The organism is Serratia marcescens, from assembly GCF_001902635.1.
Classification (GTDB): Bacteria; Pseudomonadota; Gammaproteobacteria; order Enterobacterales; family Enterobacteriaceae; genus Serratia; species Serratia marcescens_F.
The window spans coordinates 1-21263 of sequence record NZ_MJAO01000024.1 but is presented as its reverse complement, the minus strand read 5'-3'; the positions used below and the strand labels follow the sequence as shown (position 1 = coordinate 21263).

General features: G+C 59.8%; 20 protein-coding genes. 11 read left to right on the top strand and 9 right to left on the bottom strand.

Translation table 11 applies throughout. The features are described from left to right. Window positions 1-143 precede the first annotated feature (143 nt). Complete coding sequence (gene hflD / locus BHU62_RS20085) at window positions 144-770, top strand: high frequency lysogenization protein HflD (protein ID WP_004941196.1); 627 nt, start codon at window positions 144-146, stop codon at window positions 768-770. Between the two features lie 22 nt (window positions 771-792). Next, complete coding sequence (purB, locus tag BHU62_RS20080; RefSeq protein WP_073533922.1) at window positions 793-2163, top strand: adenylosuccinate lyase; 1371 nt, start codon at window positions 793-795, stop codon at window positions 2161-2163. A gap of 51 nt (window positions 2164-2214) precedes the next feature. On the opposite strand, the gene BHU62_RS20075 is transcribed toward purB, so the two are convergent. The 3 genes from BHU62_RS20075 to BHU62_RS20065 all read right to left on the bottom strand — a co-directional run bounded on the left by BHU62_RS20075 (window position 2215) and on the right by BHU62_RS20065 (window position 5018). Beyond that, window positions 2215-2919 carry a GNAT family N-acetyltransferase gene (locus BHU62_RS20075; RefSeq protein ID WP_073533921.1) on the bottom strand — a complete coding sequence of 235 codons (705 nt, stop codon included), beginning with the start codon at window positions 2917-2919 and terminating at the stop codon, window positions 2215-2217. A 15-nt stretch (window positions 2920-2934) separates the two neighbouring features. Next, window positions 2935-3387, bottom strand: coding sequence for a GNAT family N-acetyltransferase (locus BHU62_RS20070; RefSeq protein WP_073533920.1), 453 nt, complete (start codon window positions 3385-3387; stop codon window positions 2935-2937). Window positions 3388-3503: 116 nt separating this feature from the next. Next, window positions 3504-5018, bottom strand: coding sequence for a PLP-dependent aminotransferase family protein (locus tag BHU62_RS20065; RefSeq protein WP_073533919.1), 1515 nt, complete (start codon window positions 5016-5018; stop codon window positions 3504-3506). A 139-nt stretch (window positions 5019-5157) separates the two neighbouring features. Here BHU62_RS20065 and BHU62_RS20060 point away from each other — a divergent pair, with 139 nt between their 5' ends. Beyond that, window positions 5158-5922, top strand: coding sequence for a GntR family transcriptional regulator (locus BHU62_RS20060; RefSeq protein WP_073533918.1), 765 nt, complete (start codon window positions 5158-5160; stop codon window positions 5920-5922). Between the two features lie 21 nt (window positions 5923-5943). On the opposite strand, the gene BHU62_RS20055 is transcribed toward BHU62_RS20060, so the two are convergent. Then, on the bottom strand, window positions 5944-6963 hold the full coding sequence (locus BHU62_RS20055) for an ADP-ribosylglycohydrolase family protein (protein WP_073533916.1): 1020 nt from the start codon (window positions 6961-6963) through the stop codon (window positions 5944-5946). Window positions 6964-7383: 420 nt separating this feature from the next. Between BHU62_RS20055 and phoP the strand changes: the two genes are divergently transcribed. The 3 genes from phoP (at window position 7384) to BHU62_RS20040 (ending at window position 10724) form a co-directional block, all read left to right on the top strand. Next, window positions 7384-8055, top strand: coding sequence for a two-component system response regulator PhoP (phoP, locus tag BHU62_RS20050; RefSeq protein WP_004941169.1), 672 nt, complete (start codon window positions 7384-7386; stop codon window positions 8053-8055). Window positions 8056-8060: 5 nt separating this feature from the next. Further along, window positions 8061-9518, top strand: coding sequence for a two-component system sensor histidine kinase PhoQ (phoQ, locus tag BHU62_RS20045; protein WP_073533912.1), 1458 nt, complete (start codon window positions 8061-8063; stop codon window positions 9516-9518). Window positions 9519-9602: 84 nt separating this feature from the next. Continuing rightward, window positions 9603-10724 (top strand): cupin domain-containing protein, encoded by a 1122-nt coding sequence (locus BHU62_RS20040; RefSeq protein WP_033638200.1) that lies wholly within the window; start codon window positions 9603-9605, stop codon window positions 10722-10724. A gap of 41 nt (window positions 10725-10765) precedes the next feature. Here BHU62_RS20040 and BHU62_RS20035 read toward each other — a convergent pair whose 3' ends face one another. The 5 genes from BHU62_RS20035 to pepT form a co-directional block, all read right to left on the bottom strand. Then, window positions 10766-11854: a malate/lactate/ureidoglycolate dehydrogenase gene (locus tag BHU62_RS20035; protein ID WP_073534009.1), complete on the bottom strand. Its 1089-nt coding sequence runs from the start codon at window positions 11852-11854 to the stop codon at window positions 10766-10768. A gap of 262 nt (window positions 11855-12116) precedes the next feature. Beyond that, window positions 12117-12374, bottom strand: coding sequence for an immunity protein (locus tag BHU62_RS20030; RefSeq protein ID WP_073533908.1), 258 nt, complete (start codon window positions 12372-12374; stop codon window positions 12117-12119). After that, complete coding sequence (locus tag BHU62_RS25325; protein WP_236720691.1) at window positions 12374-14530, bottom strand: S-type pyocin domain-containing protein; 2157 nt, start codon at window positions 14528-14530, stop codon at window positions 12374-12376. Before BHU62_RS25325 ends, BHU62_RS20030 begins: the two co-directional genes overlap by 1 nt. Before the next feature lie 204 nt (window positions 14531-14734). Then, window positions 14735-15877 (bottom strand): tail fiber domain-containing protein, encoded by a 1143-nt coding sequence (locus tag BHU62_RS20020; protein WP_073533905.1) that lies wholly within the window; start codon window positions 15875-15877, stop codon window positions 14735-14737. Window positions 15878-16158: 281 nt separating this feature from the next. Next, window positions 16159-17388, bottom strand: coding sequence for a peptidase T (pepT, locus tag BHU62_RS20015; RefSeq protein WP_073533902.1), 1230 nt, complete (start codon window positions 17386-17388; stop codon window positions 16159-16161). A gap of 57 nt (window positions 17389-17445) precedes the next feature. Here pepT and BHU62_RS25060 point away from each other — a divergent pair, with 57 nt between their 5' ends. The 5 genes from BHU62_RS25060 to BHU62_RS19995 all read left to right on the top strand — a co-directional run. After that, window positions 17446-17736 carry a hypothetical protein gene (locus tag BHU62_RS25060; protein ID WP_139282305.1) on the top strand — a complete coding sequence of 97 codons (291 nt, stop codon included), beginning with the start codon at window positions 17446-17448 and terminating at the stop codon, window positions 17734-17736. An 8-nt stretch (window positions 17737-17744) separates the two neighbouring features. Then, complete coding sequence (gene potA, locus BHU62_RS20010) at window positions 17745-18860, top strand: spermidine/putrescine ABC transporter ATP-binding protein PotA (protein ID WP_073533901.1); 1116 nt, start codon at window positions 17745-17747, stop codon at window positions 18858-18860. Beyond that, entirely contained in the window at window positions 18844-19704 is an 861-nt protein-coding gene (gene potB / locus BHU62_RS20005) for a spermidine/putrescine ABC transporter permease PotB (protein WP_073533900.1), read from the top strand. The genes potA and potB overlap by 17 nt, the downstream gene beginning before the upstream one ends. After that, a complete protein-coding gene (potC, locus tag BHU62_RS20000; protein ID WP_047727722.1) occupies window positions 19701-20483 on the top strand; it encodes a spermidine/putrescine ABC transporter permease PotC in 783 nt (260 codons plus the stop codon). Before potB ends, potC begins: the two co-directional genes overlap by 4 nt. A gap of 227 nt (window positions 20484-20710) precedes the next feature. Beyond that, window positions 20711-21263, top strand: a 553-nt coding sequence (locus BHU62_RS19995) for an extracellular solute-binding protein (RefSeq protein ID WP_139282304.1), incomplete at its 3' end; no start/stop codon positions are given.

The window sequence follows — 21263 nt, the reverse complement described above, 5'->3', positions numbered from 1 at the left end:
TGGCATGATCCGCGGCATTCGTTGTCATCGTTGTTACAGCCACGCCCGATCGTTACCGTTCGCGGCCGCCGCCGTTACCCCGGCGATACACACAACCTTATGCAGTAAGCCATGTACCGTTCACAGCGTTTACAGGAGTAATCGTGGCGAAGAATTATTATGACATCACGCTGGCGATGGCGGGTATCAGCCAGTCGGCGCGTTTGGTTCAGCAGCTGGCCCATGAAGGGCAATGCAACCGCGAAGCCTTTCAAACCTCGTTGAAAAGCCTGTTGCAAATGGACCCGCCCTCCACGCTGGCGGTGTTCGGCGGCGAAGAACGCAATTTGATGGTCGGCCTCGAAACCCTGATGGGCGTGCTTAACGCCAACAACAAAGGGCCGGGCGCGGAACTGACCCGCTACACCATCAGCCTGATGGTGCTGGAGCGTAAGCTCAACGCCAACAAACAGGCGATGAACACGCTCGGCGAACGCCTCGGCCAGCTCGAACGCCAGCTGGCGCACTTCGACCTCGAGTCGGACACCATTATCAGCGCGCTGGCCGGCATTTACGTCGACGTGGTCAGCCCGCTCGGGCCGCGCATCCAGGTGACCGGCTCGCCGGCGATCCTGCAAAACCCGCAGGTGCAAGCCAAGGTTCGCGCCACGCTGTTGGCCGGCATTCGCGCCGCCGTGCTGTGGCAACAGGTCGGCGGCAGCCGCCTGCAGTTAATGTTTTCCCGTAATCGTCTGTTCAAGCAGGCGCAAAATATCGTTGCTCATTGTTAATCGATCCCAGGAGTTGCTACCGATGGAATTATCCTCACTGACCGCCGTTTCCCCCGTTGATGGACGCTACGGTGATAAAGTCAGCGCACTGCGCCCCATTTTCAGCGAATACGGTCTGCTGAAATTCCGCGTACAGGTTGAAGTACGTTGGCTGCAAAAACTGGCGGCCTGCGCAGAAATCAAGGAAGTTCCCGCTTTTGACGCCGACGCAAACGCTTTCCTCGACAAAATCGTCACGGAATTCAACGAAGAAGACGCTCAGCGCATCAAAACCATCGAGCGCACCACCAACCACGACGTAAAAGCGGTCGAGTATTTTCTGAAGGAAAAAGTGGCGGCGGTGCCTGCGCTGCACGCAGTATCCGAGTTTATCCACTTCGCCTGCACTTCCGAAGACATCAACAACCTGTCGCACGCGCTGATGCTGCAAAGCGCCCGTCAGGACGTGGTGCTGCCTTACTGGCGTAAAATCATCGACGCGCTGAAAGGGCTGGCGCTGGAATACCGCGATATCCCGCTGCTGTCGCGCACCCACGGCCAGCCGGCTACCCCGTCGACCGTCGGCAAAGAGTTCGCCAACGTGGCTTACCGCATGGAGCGCCAGTACCGCCAGCTGGAGCGCGTGGAAATCATGGGTAAAATCAACGGCGCGGTCGGCAACTACAACGCCCACATCGTCGCTTACCCGGAAGTGGACTGGCACCAGTTCAGCGAAGCGTTCGTGACCTCGCTCGGCATCACCTGGAACCCGTACACCACCCAGATCGAGCCACATGACTATATCGCCGAGCTGTTCGACTGCGTGGCGCGTTTCAACACCATTCTGATCGACTTCGACCGTGACATTTGGGGCTATATCGCCCTGAACCACTTCAAGCAGAAGACCATCGCCGGCGAGATCGGCTCCTCCACCATGCCGCACAAGGTCAACCCGATCGACTTCGAAAACTCCGAAGGCAACCTGGGCCTGGCCAACGCCGTGCTGGGCCACCTGGCGGGCAAACTGCCGGTTTCCCGCTGGCAGCGCGACCTGACCGACTCCACCGTGCTGCGTAACCTGGGCGTGGGCCTGGGCTACGCGCTGATCGCCTATCAGTCCACCCTGAAAGGCATCAGCAAGCTGGAAGTGAACCAGGCGCATCTGCTGGACGAACTGGATCACAACTGGGAAGTGCTGGCCGAACCGATCCAGACCGTGATGCGCCGTTACGGCATCGAGAAGCCTTACGAGAAGCTGAAAGAGCTGACCCGCGGCAAGCGCGTGGACGCGGCCGGCATGCAGGCGTTCATCGACGGCCTGGCGCTGCCGGAAGAAGAGAAAACCCGTCTGAAGGCGATGACCCCGGCCAACTACATCGGCCGCGCCACCACCATGGTCGACGAGCTGAAGTAAGCGTGTTAGCGAGATAAAAGCAAGGCGGCCCGCGGGCCGCCTTTTTCATGGCTATTCGCCGCGCAACACCTGCAGCCGGGCAATCTGCCGCCCCTGCGCATCGAAGTTGTCCGCACTCAGCCAGCGCGCCAGCGCCTGCCGCACCGCCGGCCAACGGTCAGCGGTGATGGCGAACCAGTCGGTATCCCGGCTGCGCCCCTTGACGATCACCGCAAAGCGGAAGTTGCCCTCGTAACGGAAGCCAAAGCGCAGCGCGGCCTGGCGGGACGGCGCGTTGTGGCTGTCGCATTTCCACTCGCAGCGGCGGTAGCCCAGCGTGTCGAAGGCGTAGCGCAGCAGCAGCGCGATGGCTTCGGTAGCGCTGGAGCGCTGTTTCATCAACGGCGACCAGCTGACGTGGCCAATCTCCAGCACGCCGTTGACCTCGTCGATGCGCATCAACGCCACCGTCCCCACCGGCACATCGCTGGCGGCGTCGAACACCGTCAGATTGACCAGCGCCGGGTTGGCCTGCAGCGTCTCCAGATGTTGCAACATCGCCGCCGGCGTGTCGGGCCGCTCGATAGACAGATAGGTCCAGTCGCGGCCGTCCGGCGCCCGTTGAAACGCCTCGAACAGCGCGGCGTAATCCCGCTGCGGCTCAAGCGGCGCCAGCGAGCAGAAACGCCCGCCGAGCGTCGCGCCGCCCGGGCGGCGAGCCGGCTGCCAATCCGGCATCGATTCGCCAACCGGCTGACCATAACGATTCATTGCCATACACGCCTCCTGCGGTTAACGGGTATAAACGATAAACGAGCTTCTTCTGCCGATTTTGTCGTACAGCGAGCGCGCCGGCGCGTTGTACTCCTGGGTCATCCAATAGACCCGATCGCTGCCGCGCGCCTCCGCCAGCCGATACGCCTGTTCGAACAGTTTTTCCGACACTTTATGGCCGCGCGCCTGCGGCGACACATAGAGGTCTTCGATATAACAATAGCCGACCGCGCTCCAGGTGGACGGGTGGAACACCAGGTTCATCAGCCCCAGCAGCCGGCCGTCGGCGTCCGCCGCCACCAGCCCGTACACCTGTTCATCCTGCCCCAGGCGTTCGAAGGTGCGATCGGTCACCTGCGGCGCCACGTCGGCGCGGTAAAAATCGAGATAGCCTTGCCACAGCGCCAGCCATTGCGCTCTGTCGTCGCCATTGATTCTGCGGATAGTCACTTCACGGTTTGATGGATTCATAGCGCCTCACGGGAGTAAGATATTATTTCCATTAGGGAAATAATCGGATAGCGGCAGAATACACCGCACGGCGGCGGTGCAATACGGACCAATCTAAAACGAAGAGCAGACCAATTTTAGCCATCGCTTTCCACCGGCAGCGCGTTGAACACCTGCGCCAGCGTGGCAATAAAACGCGCGATCTCATCCGGCGTATAGGCCGAGAAGCCGAGCACCAGAGCCCCGCGCTGCGGCGGGCCGGTGTAGAAATCCGCCAGGCCGTACAGCCGCATCCCCCGTTCGGCGGCGGCCGCCACCAGCCGCCGTTCCGTCGCCGCATCGGCCAGCGGACAAACCAACTGCAGCCCACCCTGCGGCAGCGCCGGGCGCGTCCAGGCAGCCAGGTGACGATGCACCGCGTTGTACAACACGTCCAGCCGCGCCTTGTACAGCGTGCGCATATTGCGCAGATGCTCGGCGTAGCCGCCCTCATGCAGGAAATGGAACAGCGTCATCTGCGCCAGCGCCGACGTGTAGCCGTCCTGAAACTGCCTGGCGGCGACCAACGGCCGCACCAGCTGCGGCGGCGCAATCATAAAACCGATGCGCAACCCCGGAAACAGCGTCTTGCTGAAGGTGCCGATGTACAGCGTGCGCCCGCCGCTGTCCAACCCCTGCAACGCCGCCTTGGTTTGCCGGTCGTAGTTGAACTCGGCATCGTAATCGTCTTCGATGATCCAGGCCCGCCGGTGCTGTGCCCACTGCAACAGCGCCAGCCGCCGTTCGAGACTCAACGAATACCCCAGCGGGTAGTGATGAGACGGCGTGATGTAAACGCCCCGTCCACCGCCCGAAGCGTGCATCAGTTGCCCAACGTCCAGCCCCTGCTCGTCAATGCCGATCGGCCGCGCCTGCAACCCCGCCGACTGCACCAGCTTTTTCGCCCCCTGGTAGCCAGGTTCTTCGACGAACACCGCATCGCCGGGATCGAACAGCACCTGGGTACACAGCGCCAGCGCCTGCTGAGAGCTGGTCACCACAATCACCTGCTCTGCCGTCGCCTTGACGCCCCGCTCCCGCTGCAAGTAGTGCGCGATCTCCGCACGCAGTTCCGGCAACCCCTGTGGATCGGCATACCCCAACAGGCGCTCGCCGTGCCGCCGCAGCGCCTGCTTTTCCCGCAGCAGCCATTGATCGATGGGAAATGCCCGCAGGTCCGCCAACGAGGGCGTCAGCGACGCCTGGCGGCTGGTGTGCGGCGTATGGCTGACCGCCAGCAACGCCCTGCCGCGATCGCTCAGCTCGCGCTCCGCCAACCGCGCTTCCTGGTCGGCCTGCGGCGCCAGCAGTTCACGGCCAAGCAGCGTATCGCAACGATAACGCACAAAACTGCCGCTCCCCACCGTTCGGCTGATATACCCCTCCGCCTCCAGCCGCGCGTAGGTCTGTTCCACCGTATCGCGCGCCACCGTCAGCCGGGCCGCCAGCGCGCGGCTTGGCGGCAGCTTCGCCCGCCAGGGCAGTTCCCCGGCGGCGATCAGTTGCAACAGGGCCTGATGCAGCGCCGAACGCCGGGTCAGGCCTTGCCGACGCTGCTGTGCGAAAGCAGCCAGGATCGCCGCGTCGTCCGCGTGTCGTGGGGTGTCGCTCATGGGCTGTCTGTTTCTCCGAACTCGGGGCAATGGTTCACTACTCTACCTCATTTCACGCCGCCGGCGGCGGCAGTTGCGCTGCCCGGCGAAATCCCCTTAAATAGGCCATCGCATTGAGGCAACAGGACTTCAGTCGGCTATGAGCAAGGAGATCAACCAGCGTTTGCTGGACAAACTGCAGCGAGATCTGGCCAGCGCGGGCGCGATGCCGCTGTATCTGCGTTTCAACGCTTCGCTACGCCAGGCCATCGAGCAAGGATTGCTGAATTCGGGGGATTTTTTGCCTAGCGAACGCCTGTTCACCGAACAACTCGGCATCTCGCGCATCACGGTACGCAAAGCACTGGCCTGCCTGGAACAGGACGGCATCATCGGCCGTTCGCGCGGTTACGGCACCTTTATCCAACCGCAACAACCCGAACCGAAGCTGCGCTATTCATTGGCAGACGTCAAAGGGTTCTCACGCGAGGTGATGATGCAGGGGCGCCGGCCGGATACGCAGTGGATCAGCCGCGAACGGGTGCCGGCCAGCGCCGAACTGGCAGAGAAGCTCCAGCTGGCGGCCAGAACGCCAATCTACAAACTCAAACGCATTCACTTTATCGATCGGCGGCCGATGTCGGTGGCGGTGTCCTACGTGGTGATGGCGGCGATTGCCAATGTCGACGAGATCGGTATCTCGCTGTACGACTATTTCCGGCGCAATAACGTGGAAATGGGATCGTTGCGCAGCCAGGTCAGCGCGGCGATGGCCGACGACGATATCCGTCAGGCGCTGCAGCTATCGGAACCGATGCCGCTGCTGATCGTGCGCCAGACGCTGTTCGATCACCGCAAACAACCGATCGAATACAGCGAAAGCTTCTGCCGCAGCGACATGTACGAGTTTACCAGCGAAAGTTGACTCGCTGCGTCACGCGGTAGCTTAGGCCTCACCCTGCCGACGGCGGCGAAAACGCGCGAACGCCAGGGCATAGGCCTCGACGTCCAGCTGATTCACCCGCTGCAATTCCGCCAGCAACGCCGGCTCAATCGCACCGGCGCCGTGCAGCGCGCCGCAGACAGCGGTGGCCATCGCGCCGATGGTGTCGGTGTCGCCGCCCAAATTGGCGCACAGCACGGCGCACCGGGTAGGGTCGGTTTGCGCCAGCTGCACCATCGCCAGCGCCGCGGGCACCGACTCGATGGTACTCACCCCGGCGCCGATCAGTTGATACACCCGCTCGGAAGCCTGCTCGGCGCCGGCGGCTTCATCCACCACCTGAAATGCCAGTTCGATGCGCGCCGCCAGCGAGGGGCTGAACGTCGTTTCCTGGCGGCGTTGGGCATACTCCGCCACGCCCGGCAACGCCAGGCGAATTGAGGCCCAGTCAGCCCCCTCCACCGCCCGCGCGACGGCCCAGGCGATCGCGACCGCACCGGCAACGGCGATGTCGGATTTGTGCGTCGGGCTGGAGGCCAACCACACCTGGTGGCAGAAATCCTCCAGCGGCGCGGAAGGCAGCACGCAGCCCAGAGGCGAAATGCGCATCGCCGCACCGTTGGTGATTCCGTTGTTTTCCAACTCGGCGATCGGCGTTCCCGCTTTTTGTTCGCTCAGCGCCAGTTTGGAGCTGGGGCCGAGGATGTTCTTGTTGAAGGCGTCAAAACTCTCCACCCAGCGGATCACGTTGCGGGCGATCAGCTCCGGCACTACCTCGCCTTCCGCCTCCAGCAGCGCATCGGCCAGCGCCAACGCCATCGAGGTATCGTCGGTGTACTGCCCGGCCTTGAAGTAACAGGCGGCCGTGTTCTCCGCCGGCCCGTCGAGGAAGCGATCTATCCAGCCGAAGTGGCGCTTAACCCGCTCACGCGGCCACAGCTCGGAAGGCATGCCGAGCGCATCGCCCAGCATCTGTCCGTAAAGTGCGCCCGCTATGCGTTCTGCCTGGGTTAACTGCTTCATCCGTCGCTCCTGAAAGTGTGCCGATGGGATCGTGATTGGGCCATCATGACCGGCGCAATAATGGCGATAGCTTAATAATACCTTATTAGTACCTTTGACGCTTTTCAAGCGCATCGGTTCACGTTTTGCCCCTGCCGCCAATGCCCGGCGCGTTTAAGTTGCGTTTAACGTTGCCCCGCCATTGTTTATCCGACGTTTACCAGAGCATGCCGATAATGTCGGCGAACAAATTGATAGCGCTTATTTTCATACATTGCTCCGGCTCTCTTGCGGGCCGGGCGGGTTATACCTACCATAGCCTAAGCATTTTTTGCCAATAGGGTTCAGGTGGCCGCGCTATCCCCTGACACGCCGCAGAGCGTGTCCCCTTTTATCGCGTGGGTGACAGGACGTTCACCCGCATAGTCACAGGAGTTCGCCATGCGAGTACTGGTTGTTGAAGACAATGGTTTGCTGCGCCACCACCTTTCCGTTCAGATGCGTGAGATGGGTCATCAGGTCGACGCGGCCGAAGACGCCAAGGAAGCCGATTATTTCCTGCAGGAACATGCGCCGGATATCGCCATCGTCGATCTCGGCCTGCCGGGCGAAGATGGCCTGAGCCTGATCCGCCGCTGGCGTGCGCACCAGACCAAGCTGCCGATCCTGGTGCTGACCGCCCGCGAAAGCTGGCAGGACAAAGTGGCAGTGCTGGAAGCCGGTGCCGACGACTATGTCACCAAACCGTTCCACCTCGAAGAGGTCATCGCCCGCATGCAGGCACTGATGCGCCGCAACAGCGGTCTGGCTTCGCAGGTGATCGTACTGCCGCCGTTCCAGATCGATCTGTCACGCCGCGAACTGAGCGTCAACGATCAGCAGATCAAGCTGACCGCTTTTGAATACACCATCATCGAGACCCTGATCCGCAACGCCGGCAAGGTGGTCAGCAAGGATTCGTTGATGCTGCAACTTTACCCGGATGCCGAACTGCGCGAAAGCCACACCATCGACGTGCTGATGGGCCGCTTGCGTAAAAAGGTGCAGGCGGAATACCCGCATGAAGTGATCACCACGGTGCGTGGCCAGGGCTATCGTTTTGACGCGAAGTGAACATAATGTTCAAAAAGGATAAAAAACCGTTTTCGCTGCGCGCCCGTTTCCTGATGGCGACCGCCGGGGTGATCCTGGCGCTGTCGCTCTCTTACGGTTTGGTGGCGGTCGTCGGCTATATCGTCAGCTTCGACAAGACCGCCTTCCGCCTGCTGCGCGGCGAGAGCAACCTGTTCTTCAGCCTCGCGCAGTGGAAGGACAACAAGCTCACCATCGCCATTCCCCCCGATATCGATCTCAACTTCCCTACGCTGGTATTTATCTACGACGATAAAGGCAACCTACTGTGGAGCCAGCGCAAAGTGCCGGAGCTGGAGAAGCTGATCAACAAGGAGTGGCTGGAGGAGTCCGGCTTCTACGAAATCGATACCGACACCCGCGTCAGTAGCGAAGTGCTGGGGGACAACCCCAAAGCGCAAAACCAGCTGAAAAATTACGACGATACCGATCAGAACGCACTGACCCACTCGGTGGCGGTCAACACCTATGCCGCCACGCCTCGGCTACCGGCGCTGACCATCGTGGTGGTCGACAGCATTCCGCAGGAGCTGCAGCGATCCGACGTGGTGTGGGAGTGGTTCAGCTACGTGCTGTTGGCCAACCTGCTGCTGGTGGTGCCGCTGCTGTGGCTGGCGGCCTACTGGAGCCTGCGGCCGATCAAGGCGCTGGTCAATCAGGTGGGCGAGCTGGAGAACGGCGAGCGCGATCAGTTGGATGAGAACCCGCCCAGCGAGCTGCGCGGGCTGGTGCGTAATTTGAACATTCTGGTGCGCAACGAGCGCCAGCGTTACACCAAGTATCGCACCACCCTGTCGGATCTGACCCACAGCCTGAAAACGCCGCTGGCGGTGCTGCAAAGTACCCTGCGCTCGCTGCGCAGCGGCAAGCAGACCACCATCGAAGAAGCCGAGCCAATCATGCTGGATCAGATCGGGCGTATCTCGCAGCAGATCGGTTACTACCTGCACCGGGCCAGCATCAACTCCGGCCAGACGGTGCTAACGCGCGAGATCCACTCGGTGCCGGCGCTGCTCGACAGCCTGGTGGTGGCGCTGAACAAGGTTTATCAGCGCAAAGGGGTGGTGATCACGCTGGATATCTCGCCGGAAGTGACCTTTATGGGCGAGAAGAACGACTTTATGGAAGTGATGGGCAACGTGTTGGAAAACGCCTGCAAATACTGCCTGGAGTTCGTGGAGATCACCTCGCTGCACTCCGAGAAAAACCTCACCATCGTCATCGACGACGACGGCCCGGGGATCCCGGAAAGCAAGCGCCAGCTGATCTTCCAGCGCGGCCAGCGGGTGGATACCCTGCGCCCCGGCCAGGGCCTAGGCCTGTCGGTGGCGGCGGAGATCATCGAGCAGTATGACGGCGAAATCGTCATCAGCGACAGCCCGCTCGGCGGCGCGCGTATGCAGGTCACCTTCGCCCGCCAGCATGACACCCACCACAACGAGTAAATTATGCCTCTGCGGCCCCGATCCACGGGGCCAAACTTCCGTTATAATCGCACTCAGGCTCACTCCTCTCTCCTGGAATAGAACATGGATTATCAATTAGACCTGGACTGGAACGATTTTTTGCAACGTTATTGGCAAAAGCGTCCGGTGATTCTGAAGCGCGGCTTCAAAAACTTTATCGATCCGATCTCCCCGGATGAGCTGGCCGGGCTGGCGATGGAAAACGAAGTGGACAGCCGCCTGGTCAGCCACCAGGACGGCCGTTGGCAGGTCGCGCACGGCCCCTTCGAGAGCTTCGACCACCTGAGCGAAAACAACTGGTCGCTGCTGGTGCAGGCAGTGGATCACTGGCATGAGCCTTCCGCCGCGCTGATGCGCCCGTTCCGCCAACTGCCGGACTGGCGGATGGATGACCTGATGATCTCCTTCTCGGTACCGGGCGGCGGCGTCGGCCCGCATCTCGATCAGTACGACGTGTTCATTATTCAGGGCACCGGCCGCCGCCGCTGGCGCGTCGGGGAAAAAACGCCGCTGAAACAGCACTGCCCGCACCCGGATCTGCTGCAGGTAGAGCCATTCGACGCCATCATCGACGAAGAGATGGAACCGGGCGACATTCTCTATATTCCGCCGGGCTTCCCGCATGAAGGTTATGCGCTGGAAAACGCGCTCAACTATTCGGTGGGCTTCCGCGCGCCGAACGGCCGTGAGCTGGTGAGCGGCTTCGCCGACTACGTGCTGGCGCGCGAGCTGGGCAGCAAGCGCTACGGCGATCCGGACGTTAAACTGCGCGAACACCCGGCGGAGATCCTGCCGCAGGAAGTGGACGCCTTACGGCAGATGATGCTGGATCTGGTGCAACAGCCGGAACACTTCCAGCACTGGTTCGGCGAGTTTATCTCCCAGTCGCGCCACGAGCTGGATCTGGCGCCGCCGGAACCGCCGTATCAGGCCGGGGAAATCTACGAACTGCTGCAACAGGGTGAAGCGCTGCAGCGCCTGGGCGGGTTGCGCGTGCTGCGCGTCGGCGATCGCTGCTTCGTCAACGGCGAGCTGATCGACACCGACCAACTGCAGGCCGCAGACGCTCTGTGCCAGAACTTCAGCGTCGACGCTGCCCTGCTCGGCGACGCGGTGGACGACCCGTCGTTCCTGGCGCTGCTGACCGCGCTGGTCAACAGCGGGTATTGGTACTTTAACGACTGATTGCCGTCACGCGAACAAGCCACCCTGTCGGGTGGCTTTTTTTATGCCTGACGCGCCTGTGCGCGGTAATCCGCCAGTTCCCCCGCCGCCATGCCCGCCTGCTCCGCCGCCGCGCAAATCTGCCGCCAGGTCGTGGCATCGATCGGGATGCCCTGCTCCAGCCGCGCCGCGCGGTTGGCCTCTTCCCACTCTCCCGGGACGGCGATCGGCTGTTCGCCGCTCGGCGGCGACGCCTTGACCCAGCCGATAAACGCTTCGGCCTCGGCCTGCATTTGCGGCGCGTCGAAGGCCTGAGGATCGAGGATCAGGGTCGTCATGCAGTTGAAGATGGCGTCGCTGTCGGCTTTCAGCGTGGCGGCGTGGGTGGTGCGGCCGCCGGAGAGCGCGCCGCCGAGGATCTCGCACATCGCCGCCAGCGCATAACCTTTGTGCAAGCCGAACGGCAGCAGCGAACCGAACGGCGCTTCGTGCATCACCTTCGGTTCGGTGGTCGGCTGCCCGTGTTCGTCGATCAGATAGCCCGGCGCCACCGACAACCCTTTGTTATAGGCCACCCGTGTCTTGCCGAAGGCGATGCCGCTGGTGGCAAAATCCAACAGCAGCGGCGTGCGGCCCGGCCGCGGGAAAATGGCGCAGAACGGGTTGGTGCCGAAGCGGCGATCGCTGCCGCCGAACGGCGCCACCATCGGATCACCCACCACGTTGACGAAGTGAATCGAAATGAAACCGGCGCGGGCACACTGCTCCGCCCAATGGCCGATGCGGCCGATATGGTGCGCGTTGTGCAGCGCTACCGCCGCCAGGCCCAGCTTGCCGGCGCGTTCAATGCCCAGCGCCATCGCTTCGCTGGCCACCACCTGACCGAAGCCACGCGCACCGTCGAGCGTCAGCACCGCACCGGCGTCACGCACCACTTCGGCGTGCTGATTGAGCTGTAATTGCCCCTGCGCCAACGACGCCATGTAGCTGGGGATCATGCCGACGCCGTGCGAGTCGTGCCCGGCCAGATTGGCCTGCACCAGATGATCGGCCACCAGCTCGGCTTCACGTGCCGTGCTGCCGGCCTGGCGCCAAATCGCCTGAACGAACTGCGCCAAATGCGGGCTGGCGATACGGTATTCGGTGCTCATCATGCGGTCCTTATGCGTGGGGAATGGGCTTCCACACTATGCATAACGCCTTGTTGCGGCAAGCGATTATGCCGATCGCAAGCGTCCCATTTTAACTACAGTATCCGCACGTTAGCCTAAGCGACAAAAAGAGCGGGCGCCGCTACTTTAGCCACCCGGCAAGAGGATCGCGTTATGGAGCCCCCACCAGCCAAAAAGAAAACCCCCAACAAAATTTCGTTTGCGGGGGGTTAAAAATGCACGAATCAGACCATAACCACGGCTATTCGATACCGTATTTTTTCTCGGTTACGAATTTCGGTTCTTTCCAATTGGGGCCTTTAACTACTTTTCCATTTTTATCTTGAAGCACCCCTTTCTGGAATAATGCATCGTAAGTAGAAGAGAGTTCCCCGCTGGAAATTGCATCAAAGCGATTATAGGTATATAGACGATCCAATTTACGGTAATCAGAGGTCGGCCCCAAAAAAGTTAGCACATCTTCTACACTTTCATTTTTAACGATATCTTTTAAAGGCATTATTTCTTCCCTCCCATAGCATCTTTCAGCTCCTGTTCATATGCGGCTTGTAGGGCCCCATCTGTATAAAGTGCCTGTTCTTTTTCATTTATTCTATAGTCTTCAAGCGTAGCAGTATGTGTATTATTCCATACGGCCTTCTGTTCTTGAACACTGTGCGGAACCTCACCATCTTTTATGCCAAGATTCCTGTACCTCTCCAACTCTCTGATTTCATGAGTATAAAATCGCCTATCAGTGTCAGTAGGTTGTAGCTCCCCCTTCAAAATTTTATCCAAACGGTCAATCATCACTTGGTTTTCCGGGGTCTGTTCAAAACGCCCAGTATGCAGCTTCACCTTATCCACGCCGGCACGGTCGATGCTGGTTCCTTTCCAATCCAGATTCTGGATGGGGCCCCCTGCTTTATTGGTGTTGTATTCACGGCCACTGTACTTGCCCCTGGCGTTGGTTTCACCATAGGGCTTGCTCACCATTACATAGATGGCCTCTACACCGATCTCCGTCGCATCCGGCTGCCACAGGATAAAGTCTTGCAGATCCTGCACCACATCCGCCGGGAAGGTGGTGACCACGATGCTGTCCGCCTGCCTGATGCCGGTGCCGGTATGCACTGGCGATTTGGGCCCCGGTGAGCCGTTGCCGGTATGCGCCGGCGCTGCCGGCCCGGTAGGTACCGGGTTGATCAGTATCGTTCTGGCCGGCGCGCCCGCCACCGCCGGCAGCGTGATTTTGTCCAGCCCCGTCAGCTCATCACGAACGGGTCTGAATACCGGCACGCTCGGCGATACGCCTCCAACGCCCGTCCTGACGAAGTTGACGCTCTGTCTCCCATCGTCGTCGGTGGTGATAAACCCGCGCACCGGCAAATCGACCGAGGTCATGCCAGGCTGGATGGTCGTCATGCCCGCCGCCAGGCTCGCCTGGAGGGCAAACAGATTGACATCCCGCCCAGGCACCTGAGCACTCCCGGCTCCGGCCTCCGTCGGGTAGAAGCCGAGGGCAAAAGCGCCCAGTACCGCTCCGGCGGCGACTGCGGTGCCGGCGCGTATACTGCCAACTTCGTAGGCCGCCCGCCACGACGCGCTCGCTGACCAACCGGCCAGTTCGCTCGTGGTCGTCATCACACCTTGCCCGACCATCGACGTCTGCAGCATCGCAGGCGCACGGTTAAGCACCATGGCACCTGCAGCAGCCAGCGCAGCATTGGCCGCTTTTAGCTTTTCCGGGGTGTACGCCGGAGCATCCAGAATCCCCGCTTTGGCGAACAACGCTTTTCTTGCGGCTTCCGCCTTGCGGGCCTCTTCAGCCTTGCGGGCTTCTTCTGCTTTGCGAGCCTCTTCAGCCTTGCGAGCTTCTTCGGCTCTGCGGGCCTCTTCTGCTTTTCGAGCCTCTTCGGCTTTGCGGGCCTCTTCAGCCTTACGAGCCTCCTCGGCCACTTCTCGTTCTACCTGTTTAAATTGTTGGTAGGCCGAGGTCAAAGAAGGCACTTCGACATTACGTTGCCGGTAACCTGTGCGATCGCTCCCTTTTCCGCCGCCGTTGATCTCATACCGTTCCGTAATTTCAGTCATCACCCTATTATTATCAAGCCAGAAACCCGGTGGGATTTTTCCATTAAGCACCTCGGAATAGGTGGCTAATGACACCTTATCTTCAGCGGTAGAATTGTTACCATTATTGTTCCCGTTGGGTACGTTCTGATAATTACCGATTCTATGATTGGTATCGATATTACCAGCGAACACGATTCCGCCTTGAGCAGGCACTCCCACGCCAAGTACATTTTTAACTTGTGAGACAGAGGTAATAGCCTTACTGACGGCGGCTTCATCGGTTGTACGAATTTCACCAACCTGCACCTGTATTTTTCCGTCAGCCTCCACACTTTTCAAAGCTACTTTTGCATAAGGTGTAACCGCGCGTACTTTTTTTTGTAACTCCTTCAGGATATTACTAACTTTAGGATCATTTTTGATAGCGTTAACCTGTCGCCGTATTGCCGCTCCTTGGGAATCTCCACTGCTGCTACTGTCCCTGCCGCCGTTACCGTTCCCTTTACCACCATCCCAGTTGGTACTGTTATCTTTACCGGGATTTAAACTGTGTACTCCATCGATATGCACATCCCCCATGCCGGGAATATGTGTATCCATAGATCCACCCTGCCCTACATTGGGCCCCTGGTCTGAAGCCCCACCTTTAACACCGCCAGTTGGGCCACGGCTGTCTTTTCCGTCTCCGCCACTCATATGTCAGTCCTTTATTTCGTTATTCGGCAGCAGAGTAAATTCTTAAGTGCTTATTACCAGCAGCACCATCGATTAATACTCTGCGCAACCTACAAAAAATTTTATTAATCAGGCGTTCGCAATCGCTTTTTCCAAAGCAACCAATCGAGCTTCAAATGCTTCGCGCTCGGCATCTCGAAGTGAGCGCTCTTCCTTCAGCGCCTCGACCAGCAGCGCCACCACGCCGTTGATATTGATGCTGCGAGCATCTTGCAACACGCTGCCGTCGTTGAGCTTCAATTCGGTCTGGGTGACCGACTGTGGCAATACGCTCTCCACTTCCTGAGCGATCACCCCGGCTTCCGGCACGCCCTGTTTGAGGTAGGTGTAGCCGCCGATATTGGCCAGCTTGTCCAATGCGCCGTCAATTTGGGTAATGTCCGTTTTCATGCGGGCGTCGGAGCTGCTGTTCCATGCACCATTGGTGTAGGCATGACCGTTATTGCGGAATGCATACCAACCTTCACTGCCCTGATTGGTGACCTGAAGAACAACCTCGTGGTGTTGACCAATTCGTTCAATGTGGGTCATATTCACATACAAATTTCCTGCCCCCTGAATTTGCAGCGCGTTAGTGACACGAACGGTGTTGTTCTGTATTGCCTGGTTTCCCGTTGCAACAATCCAGCCACCGGGGTTCCGTTTGACCAACTGCCCGACAGAAAGCTCAGCGTTGGCTCTGACCTGGAGTTCGTTCCAGTTGCCTTTCATGTCACGATAGGAAAGCAGACCGTAATCCTGTTCATTGCCTACAAACCGTGAGCCCATCAGCATCGTTGAGGTCTTGTCGCCGCTGGTGAACTTGCTCTCAACAGGGGACGAATTATAAATTTGTCCATTGATAAGCGGGGTCGGGCCGGTGGTCGAGGTGGAGATACCTGCGTTGTGCGAAACCATCGCTCCGCCGGAAATATCCACCCCGTTGCGCAGGGCAACCCTGCCGGAAGCCAGGTTGAAAGAGAACGGCCGCAGCGTGTTCCATTGACCGTTAAGCGCCTGGCCACCGGTCGTCGTCAGCGCATAAAAATCGCGTCCATCATTACGCAGCATCACGCCGGTATTGCCATTTGCCAGCCGAAAACCGTTGGCCGATTTGGAGACGATCTCACCGTCGCTGACCACACGTTGGCGCAGTGTAGACAGTGATTTCAGTTCGGAGATATCTTCGTTAACACCGTTAATCACCTGAGCATTTTTCTTTTCTTCTGCCATGATTGTTACCCTCTTACGTCCTGTTTGATGGCGGTTAACAGCGCTCATTCCCCCAGAATTGCCAGACCACTGGGCTCACCGCACCGAAGCTGTAAAACCGGTTAAGCACACAGCAAACCTGTATGCATAACCAGCACTCTATCTCGATGGATAACGGGATTCCCTCACCGCGGGTTGTGTGGTGAAGGGGACAACAATGAGGCAGGGAACGATAAGAGAACGGCGGGCGTAGCAGAAAAGGGAATCCGGGCCGGCATGAGCCGGCCGGGGAACAAAGGTGTTTACCGCGCCCGCTCTGCGGCCAGCGCCGCGATGCGCATGATCACCGCCACCGCTTGCTCCATGCCCTCCAGCGTTACGAACTCGTGCTTGCCGTGGTAGTTGTAGCCGCCGGTGAACAGGTTCGGGCACGGCAGGCCGCGGAACGACAGCTGCGCGCCGTCGGTGCCGCCGCGGATCGGCTTCATCACCGGTTCGATGTCGCAGTCGCGCATCGCCTGCTGCGCCAGCGCAATCACGTGCGGGTGCTCCGCCACCTGCTCGCGCATGTTGTAATAGCTGTCTTCGATGCTCACTTCGATATAGCAATCGCGCGGCAAGCCTTTGCCGACCTCGCGGGCGATGTCCACCATCTTGCGCTTGCGTGCCTCGAATCCCTCGCGCTCGAAGTCGCGCAGTATATAGTGCATTTCGGCGCGCTCTACGCTGCCCTTGATGCTGCTGAGATGATAAAAGCCCTGGTAGCCTTCGGTGGTCTCCGGCGTTTCGTCCGCCGGCAGCGCCTGATGAATGCGGGTGGCCAGCGACAGCGCGTTGACCATCACGCCCTTGGCGCTGCCGGGGTGCACGCTGTTGCCGAGGATTTTGATCGTCACCGAGGCGGCGTTGAAGTTCTCGCACTCCAGCTCACCGACGCCGCCACCGTCCACGGTATAAGCCCATTCGGCATTGAAGGCCGCCACGTCGAACAACCGAGCCCCCTTGCCTACCTCTTCATCCGGGGTAAAGGCCACGCGAATGTCGCCGTGCGGGATTTTGCGCGCGCGCAGACGCACCATGGCGGTGAGGATCTCGGCGATGCCGGCCTTGTCGTCGGCACCCAGCAACGTTTTGCCGTCGGTGGTGATCAGGGTCTGCCCCAGCATCTGGTGCAGGATCGGGAACATCACCGGCGACAGCACCTCATCGCCGATGCCCAGCGCGATGTCGCCGCCGCGGTAGTTCTCGACGATCTGCGGATTGACATGCTTGCCGCTGAAATCCGGCGAGGTATCCAGATGGGCGATAAAGCCGACCGCCGGCACCGGCCAGGCGACGTTGCCCGGCCAGGTGCCCATCACGCAGCCGTGTTCGCTGAGCGACACCCGCTCGAAGCCGAGCGCGATCATTTCCTGCTGCAACGCACGCGCCAGCTTCAACTGCCCGTCGGTGCTCGGCACATGCTTTACGTTTGCTTTGGACTGGGTGTCGAAAGAGACGTAGTTGAAAAAGCGGTCAAGTAATTTGTCCATGGTAGCGGCCCCTCAGAATATCGCGTTTCATTATGCGGAACCGATCAGGATCAAATATTGCGTCAGGTCATTTTTAACCAGAATTCGCCAATATCATTAATCTTTGTGATGATTTCTGAGGGAAATAACACTGTCATCACAGGGTCATTTGTCGCTATCATGATGAAAAACGCGGCATCTGGGCCGGATCGGCTTTCAATTCCGGCATTCAGCGTCTATCATGCGCGCTCGAAAAATTTCCATTGGCGCAACTGGTTTGAGCTTCATTTGAACAGCGGGCGTTCCCGCAAGCTCCGGCAGTCTTTTCCAGTTGCGGTTCTATCTGCATTAGCCCACGGGATAGAGTAATACGATAAATGACTGAGACATCCTCTCTGACACCCCTTGTTGAACTGCATGCTTTGAGCAAAGCGTTCGATGGCAAAAACATCATTGCCGATCTCGATCTGACGATTAACCACGGCGAATTCCTCACCATTCTCGGCCCTTCCGGCTGTGGCAAAACCACGGTGCTGCGCCTGATCGCCGGGCTGGAAGACGCCGATCGGGGCCGCATCGTGCTCGACGGCCAGGACATCACCGCCATCCCGGCCGAACATCGCCACGTCAACACCGTGTTTCAGAGCTATGCCCTGTTTCCGCATATGTCGGTGTTCGACAACGTCGCCTTCGGCCTGCGCATGCAAAAGGTGCCGGCGGCCGAGCTGACGCCGCGCGTCGAAGAGGCGCTGCGCATGGTGCAGCTGGATGCCTTCGCACAACGGCGGCCGGGCCAGCTCTCCGGCGGCCAACAGCAGCGCGTGGCCATCGCCCGCGCGGTGGTCAACAAACCGAAGGTGCTGCTGCTGGACGAATCGCTGTCGGCGCTGGACTACAAGCTGCGCAAACAGATGCAGAACGAACTGAAGGCGCTGCAACGCAAGCTGGGCATTACCTTCGTGTTCGTCACCCACGATCAGGAAGAAGCGCTGACCATGTCAGACCGCATCGTGGTGATGCGCGAAGGCCGCATCGAGCAGGACGGCACGCCGCGTGAGATCTACGAAGAGCCGAAAAACCTGTTCGTCGCCAGCTTTATCGGCGAGATCAACATCTTCGACGCGCGGGTCTTACAGCGTCTCGATCCGCAGCGGGTGCGTGCCAACGTCGAAGGCCGCGAGTGCGACATCTATGCCGATCTGCCGGTGGAGCCGGGCCAAAAGCTGAAGGTGCTGCTGCGCCCGGAGGATCTGCGAGTAGAAGAAGTGAACGACAGCGCGCAGCACGACGGGCTGATCGGTTACGTGCGCGAGCGCAACTATAAAGGCATGACGCTGGAGTCGGTGGTCGAGCTGGAGAGCGGCAAGACGGTGATGGTCAGCGAGTTCTTCAACGAAGACGATCCGGACGTCGATCACTCGCTCAATCAGAAGATGGCGGTGACCTGGGTTGAAAGCTGGGAGGTGGTGCTGGCCGATGAAGAAATCGCGTAAAGTCTTCCAGAATGTGGTGATCGTCGGCGTCGTCGCCTGGCTGCTGTTGTTCGTGTTCATGCCGAACCTGATGATCATCGCTACCAGCTTCCTGACCCGCGACGACGCCAACCTGGTACAGATGGTGTTCACGCTGGACAACTATCGGCGCTTGTTCGATCCGTTGTACGCTCAGGTGCTGCTGCACTCGCTGAACATGGCGCTGATCGCCACCCTGTGCTGCCTGGCGATCGGCTACCCGTTCGCCTTTATCCTGGCGCGGTTGCCGCAGAAGATGCGGCCGCTGCTGCTGTTTCTGCTGATCGTGCCCTTCTGGACCAACTCGCTGATCCGCATCTACGGCCTGAAGCTGTTTCTCAGCACCCGCGGCTACCTCAACGACGCCCTGCTGTGGATCGGCATCATCGACAAGCCGCTGCGCATCATGTACACCTCGGAAGCGGTGATCCTCGGCCTGGTGTATATCCTGCTGCCGTTTATGGTGATGCCGCTCTACTCCAGTATCGAAAAACTCGATAAGTCCTGCCTGGAGGCGGCGCGCGATCTCGGTGCCAGCAAGCTGCAGACCTTTCTCCGCATCATCATACCGCTGACCATGCCGGGCATTATCGCCGGTTGCCTGCTGGTGGTGCTGCCGGCGATGGGGCTGTTCTTCGTCGCCGATCTGATGGGCGGCGCGAAAAACCTGCTGATCGGCAACGTGATAAAAAGCCAGTTCCTCAATATCCGCGATTGGCCGTTCGGCGCGGCCACCAGCATCTGCCTGACGCTGGTGATGGGGCTGCTGTTGCTGGTCTACTACCGGGCCGCCCGCCTGCTGAACAAGAAGGAGGATCTGGCATGATCGGTCGTCTGCTGCGCGGCGGCTTTATGACGCTGGTATACGCCTATCTGTATATCCCGATCGTCATCCTGATCGTCAACTCCTTCAACGCCTCGCGCTTCGGCATCAGTTGGCAAGGAGCCACCACCAAGTGGTACAGCACGCTGCTCAACAACGACAGCCTGCTGCAGGCCGCGGGCCACTCGCTGACCATGGCGGTGCTCTCCGCCACCTTCGCCACGCTGATCGGCTCGCTGACCGCGGTGGCGCTGTACCGCTACCGCTTCCGCGGCAAACCGTTCGTTGGCGGCATGCTGTTCGTGGTGATGATGTCACCGGATATCGTGATGGCTATCTCGCTGCTGGTGCTGTTCATGCTGCTGGGCATTTCGCTCGGTTTCTGGTCGCTGCTGTTCTCACACATCACCTTCTGCCTGCCGTTCGTGGTGGTGACCGTCTACGCGCGCCTGAAAGGGTTCGACGTGAAGATGCTGGAAGCCGCGCGCGATCTCGGCGCAAGCGAGTTCACCATTCTGCGCAAGATCATCCTGCCGCTGGCGATGCCGGCGGTGGCGGCCGGCTGGCTGCTGAGCTTCACCCTGTCGATGGACGACGTGGTTGTCTCCTCCTTCGTCACCGGGCCGAGCTACGAGATCTTGCCGCTGAAGATCTACTCAATGGTGAAAGTCGGCGTCTCGCCGGAGGTCAATGCGCTGGCCACCATTTTGCTGCTGCTGTCGCTGGTGCTGGTGATCGCCAGCCAGTGGGTGATGCGCGATCGCTCGCCCAAGGCCGAGTAGCCCTGCCCGCCGGGCGCTGCGGCGCCCGCCTATTTTATTGGCCGCAGTGATATGACAGCGGCCGTTTTTTATCGCCCAGGCTCGGTTAACCCGCTGATTTGCCGCTGGGATAACCGCCTTTACCCACCCCGCCCCGGCCCCTATAATGGCCCCTTTCTGGGGTATGGCGCAGCGCGCAAGCGGCTGCACATACGGGTTCGGCTCACTACTGCTGAAGGACACGCTGCATGAAAAAGTGGTCACATCTGCTCGCAGCCGGGATGATGGCGCTGAGTCTCTGCTCTGCAAACGCCTCTGACGGCAAAACGCTGTATTTCTATAACTGGACTGAATACGTCCCGCCGGGGCTGCTGGAGCAGTTCACCAAGGAAACCGGCATCAAGGTGATTTATTCCACCTATGAATCCAACGAAAGCATGTACGCCAAGCTGAAGACTTATAAGGACGGCGCGTACGATCTGGTGGTGCCTTCCACTTACTTCATCGCCAAGATGAGCAAGGAAGGCATGCTGCAAAAAATCGACAAGAGCAAGCTCAGCCACTTCAAGGATCTCGATCCTGCCCTGCTGAACAAGCCGTTCGATCCTAATAACGACTACTCCATCCCTTACATCTGGGGCGCCACCGCCATCGGCGTTAACAGCGACGCGCAGGATCCCTCTACCGTTACCGCCTGGGCTGATCTGTGGCAGCCGCAGTACAAGGGCCGCCTGCTGCTGACCGACGACGCGCGTGAAGTGTTCCAAATGGCGCTGCTCAAGCTGGGCTATTCCGGCAACA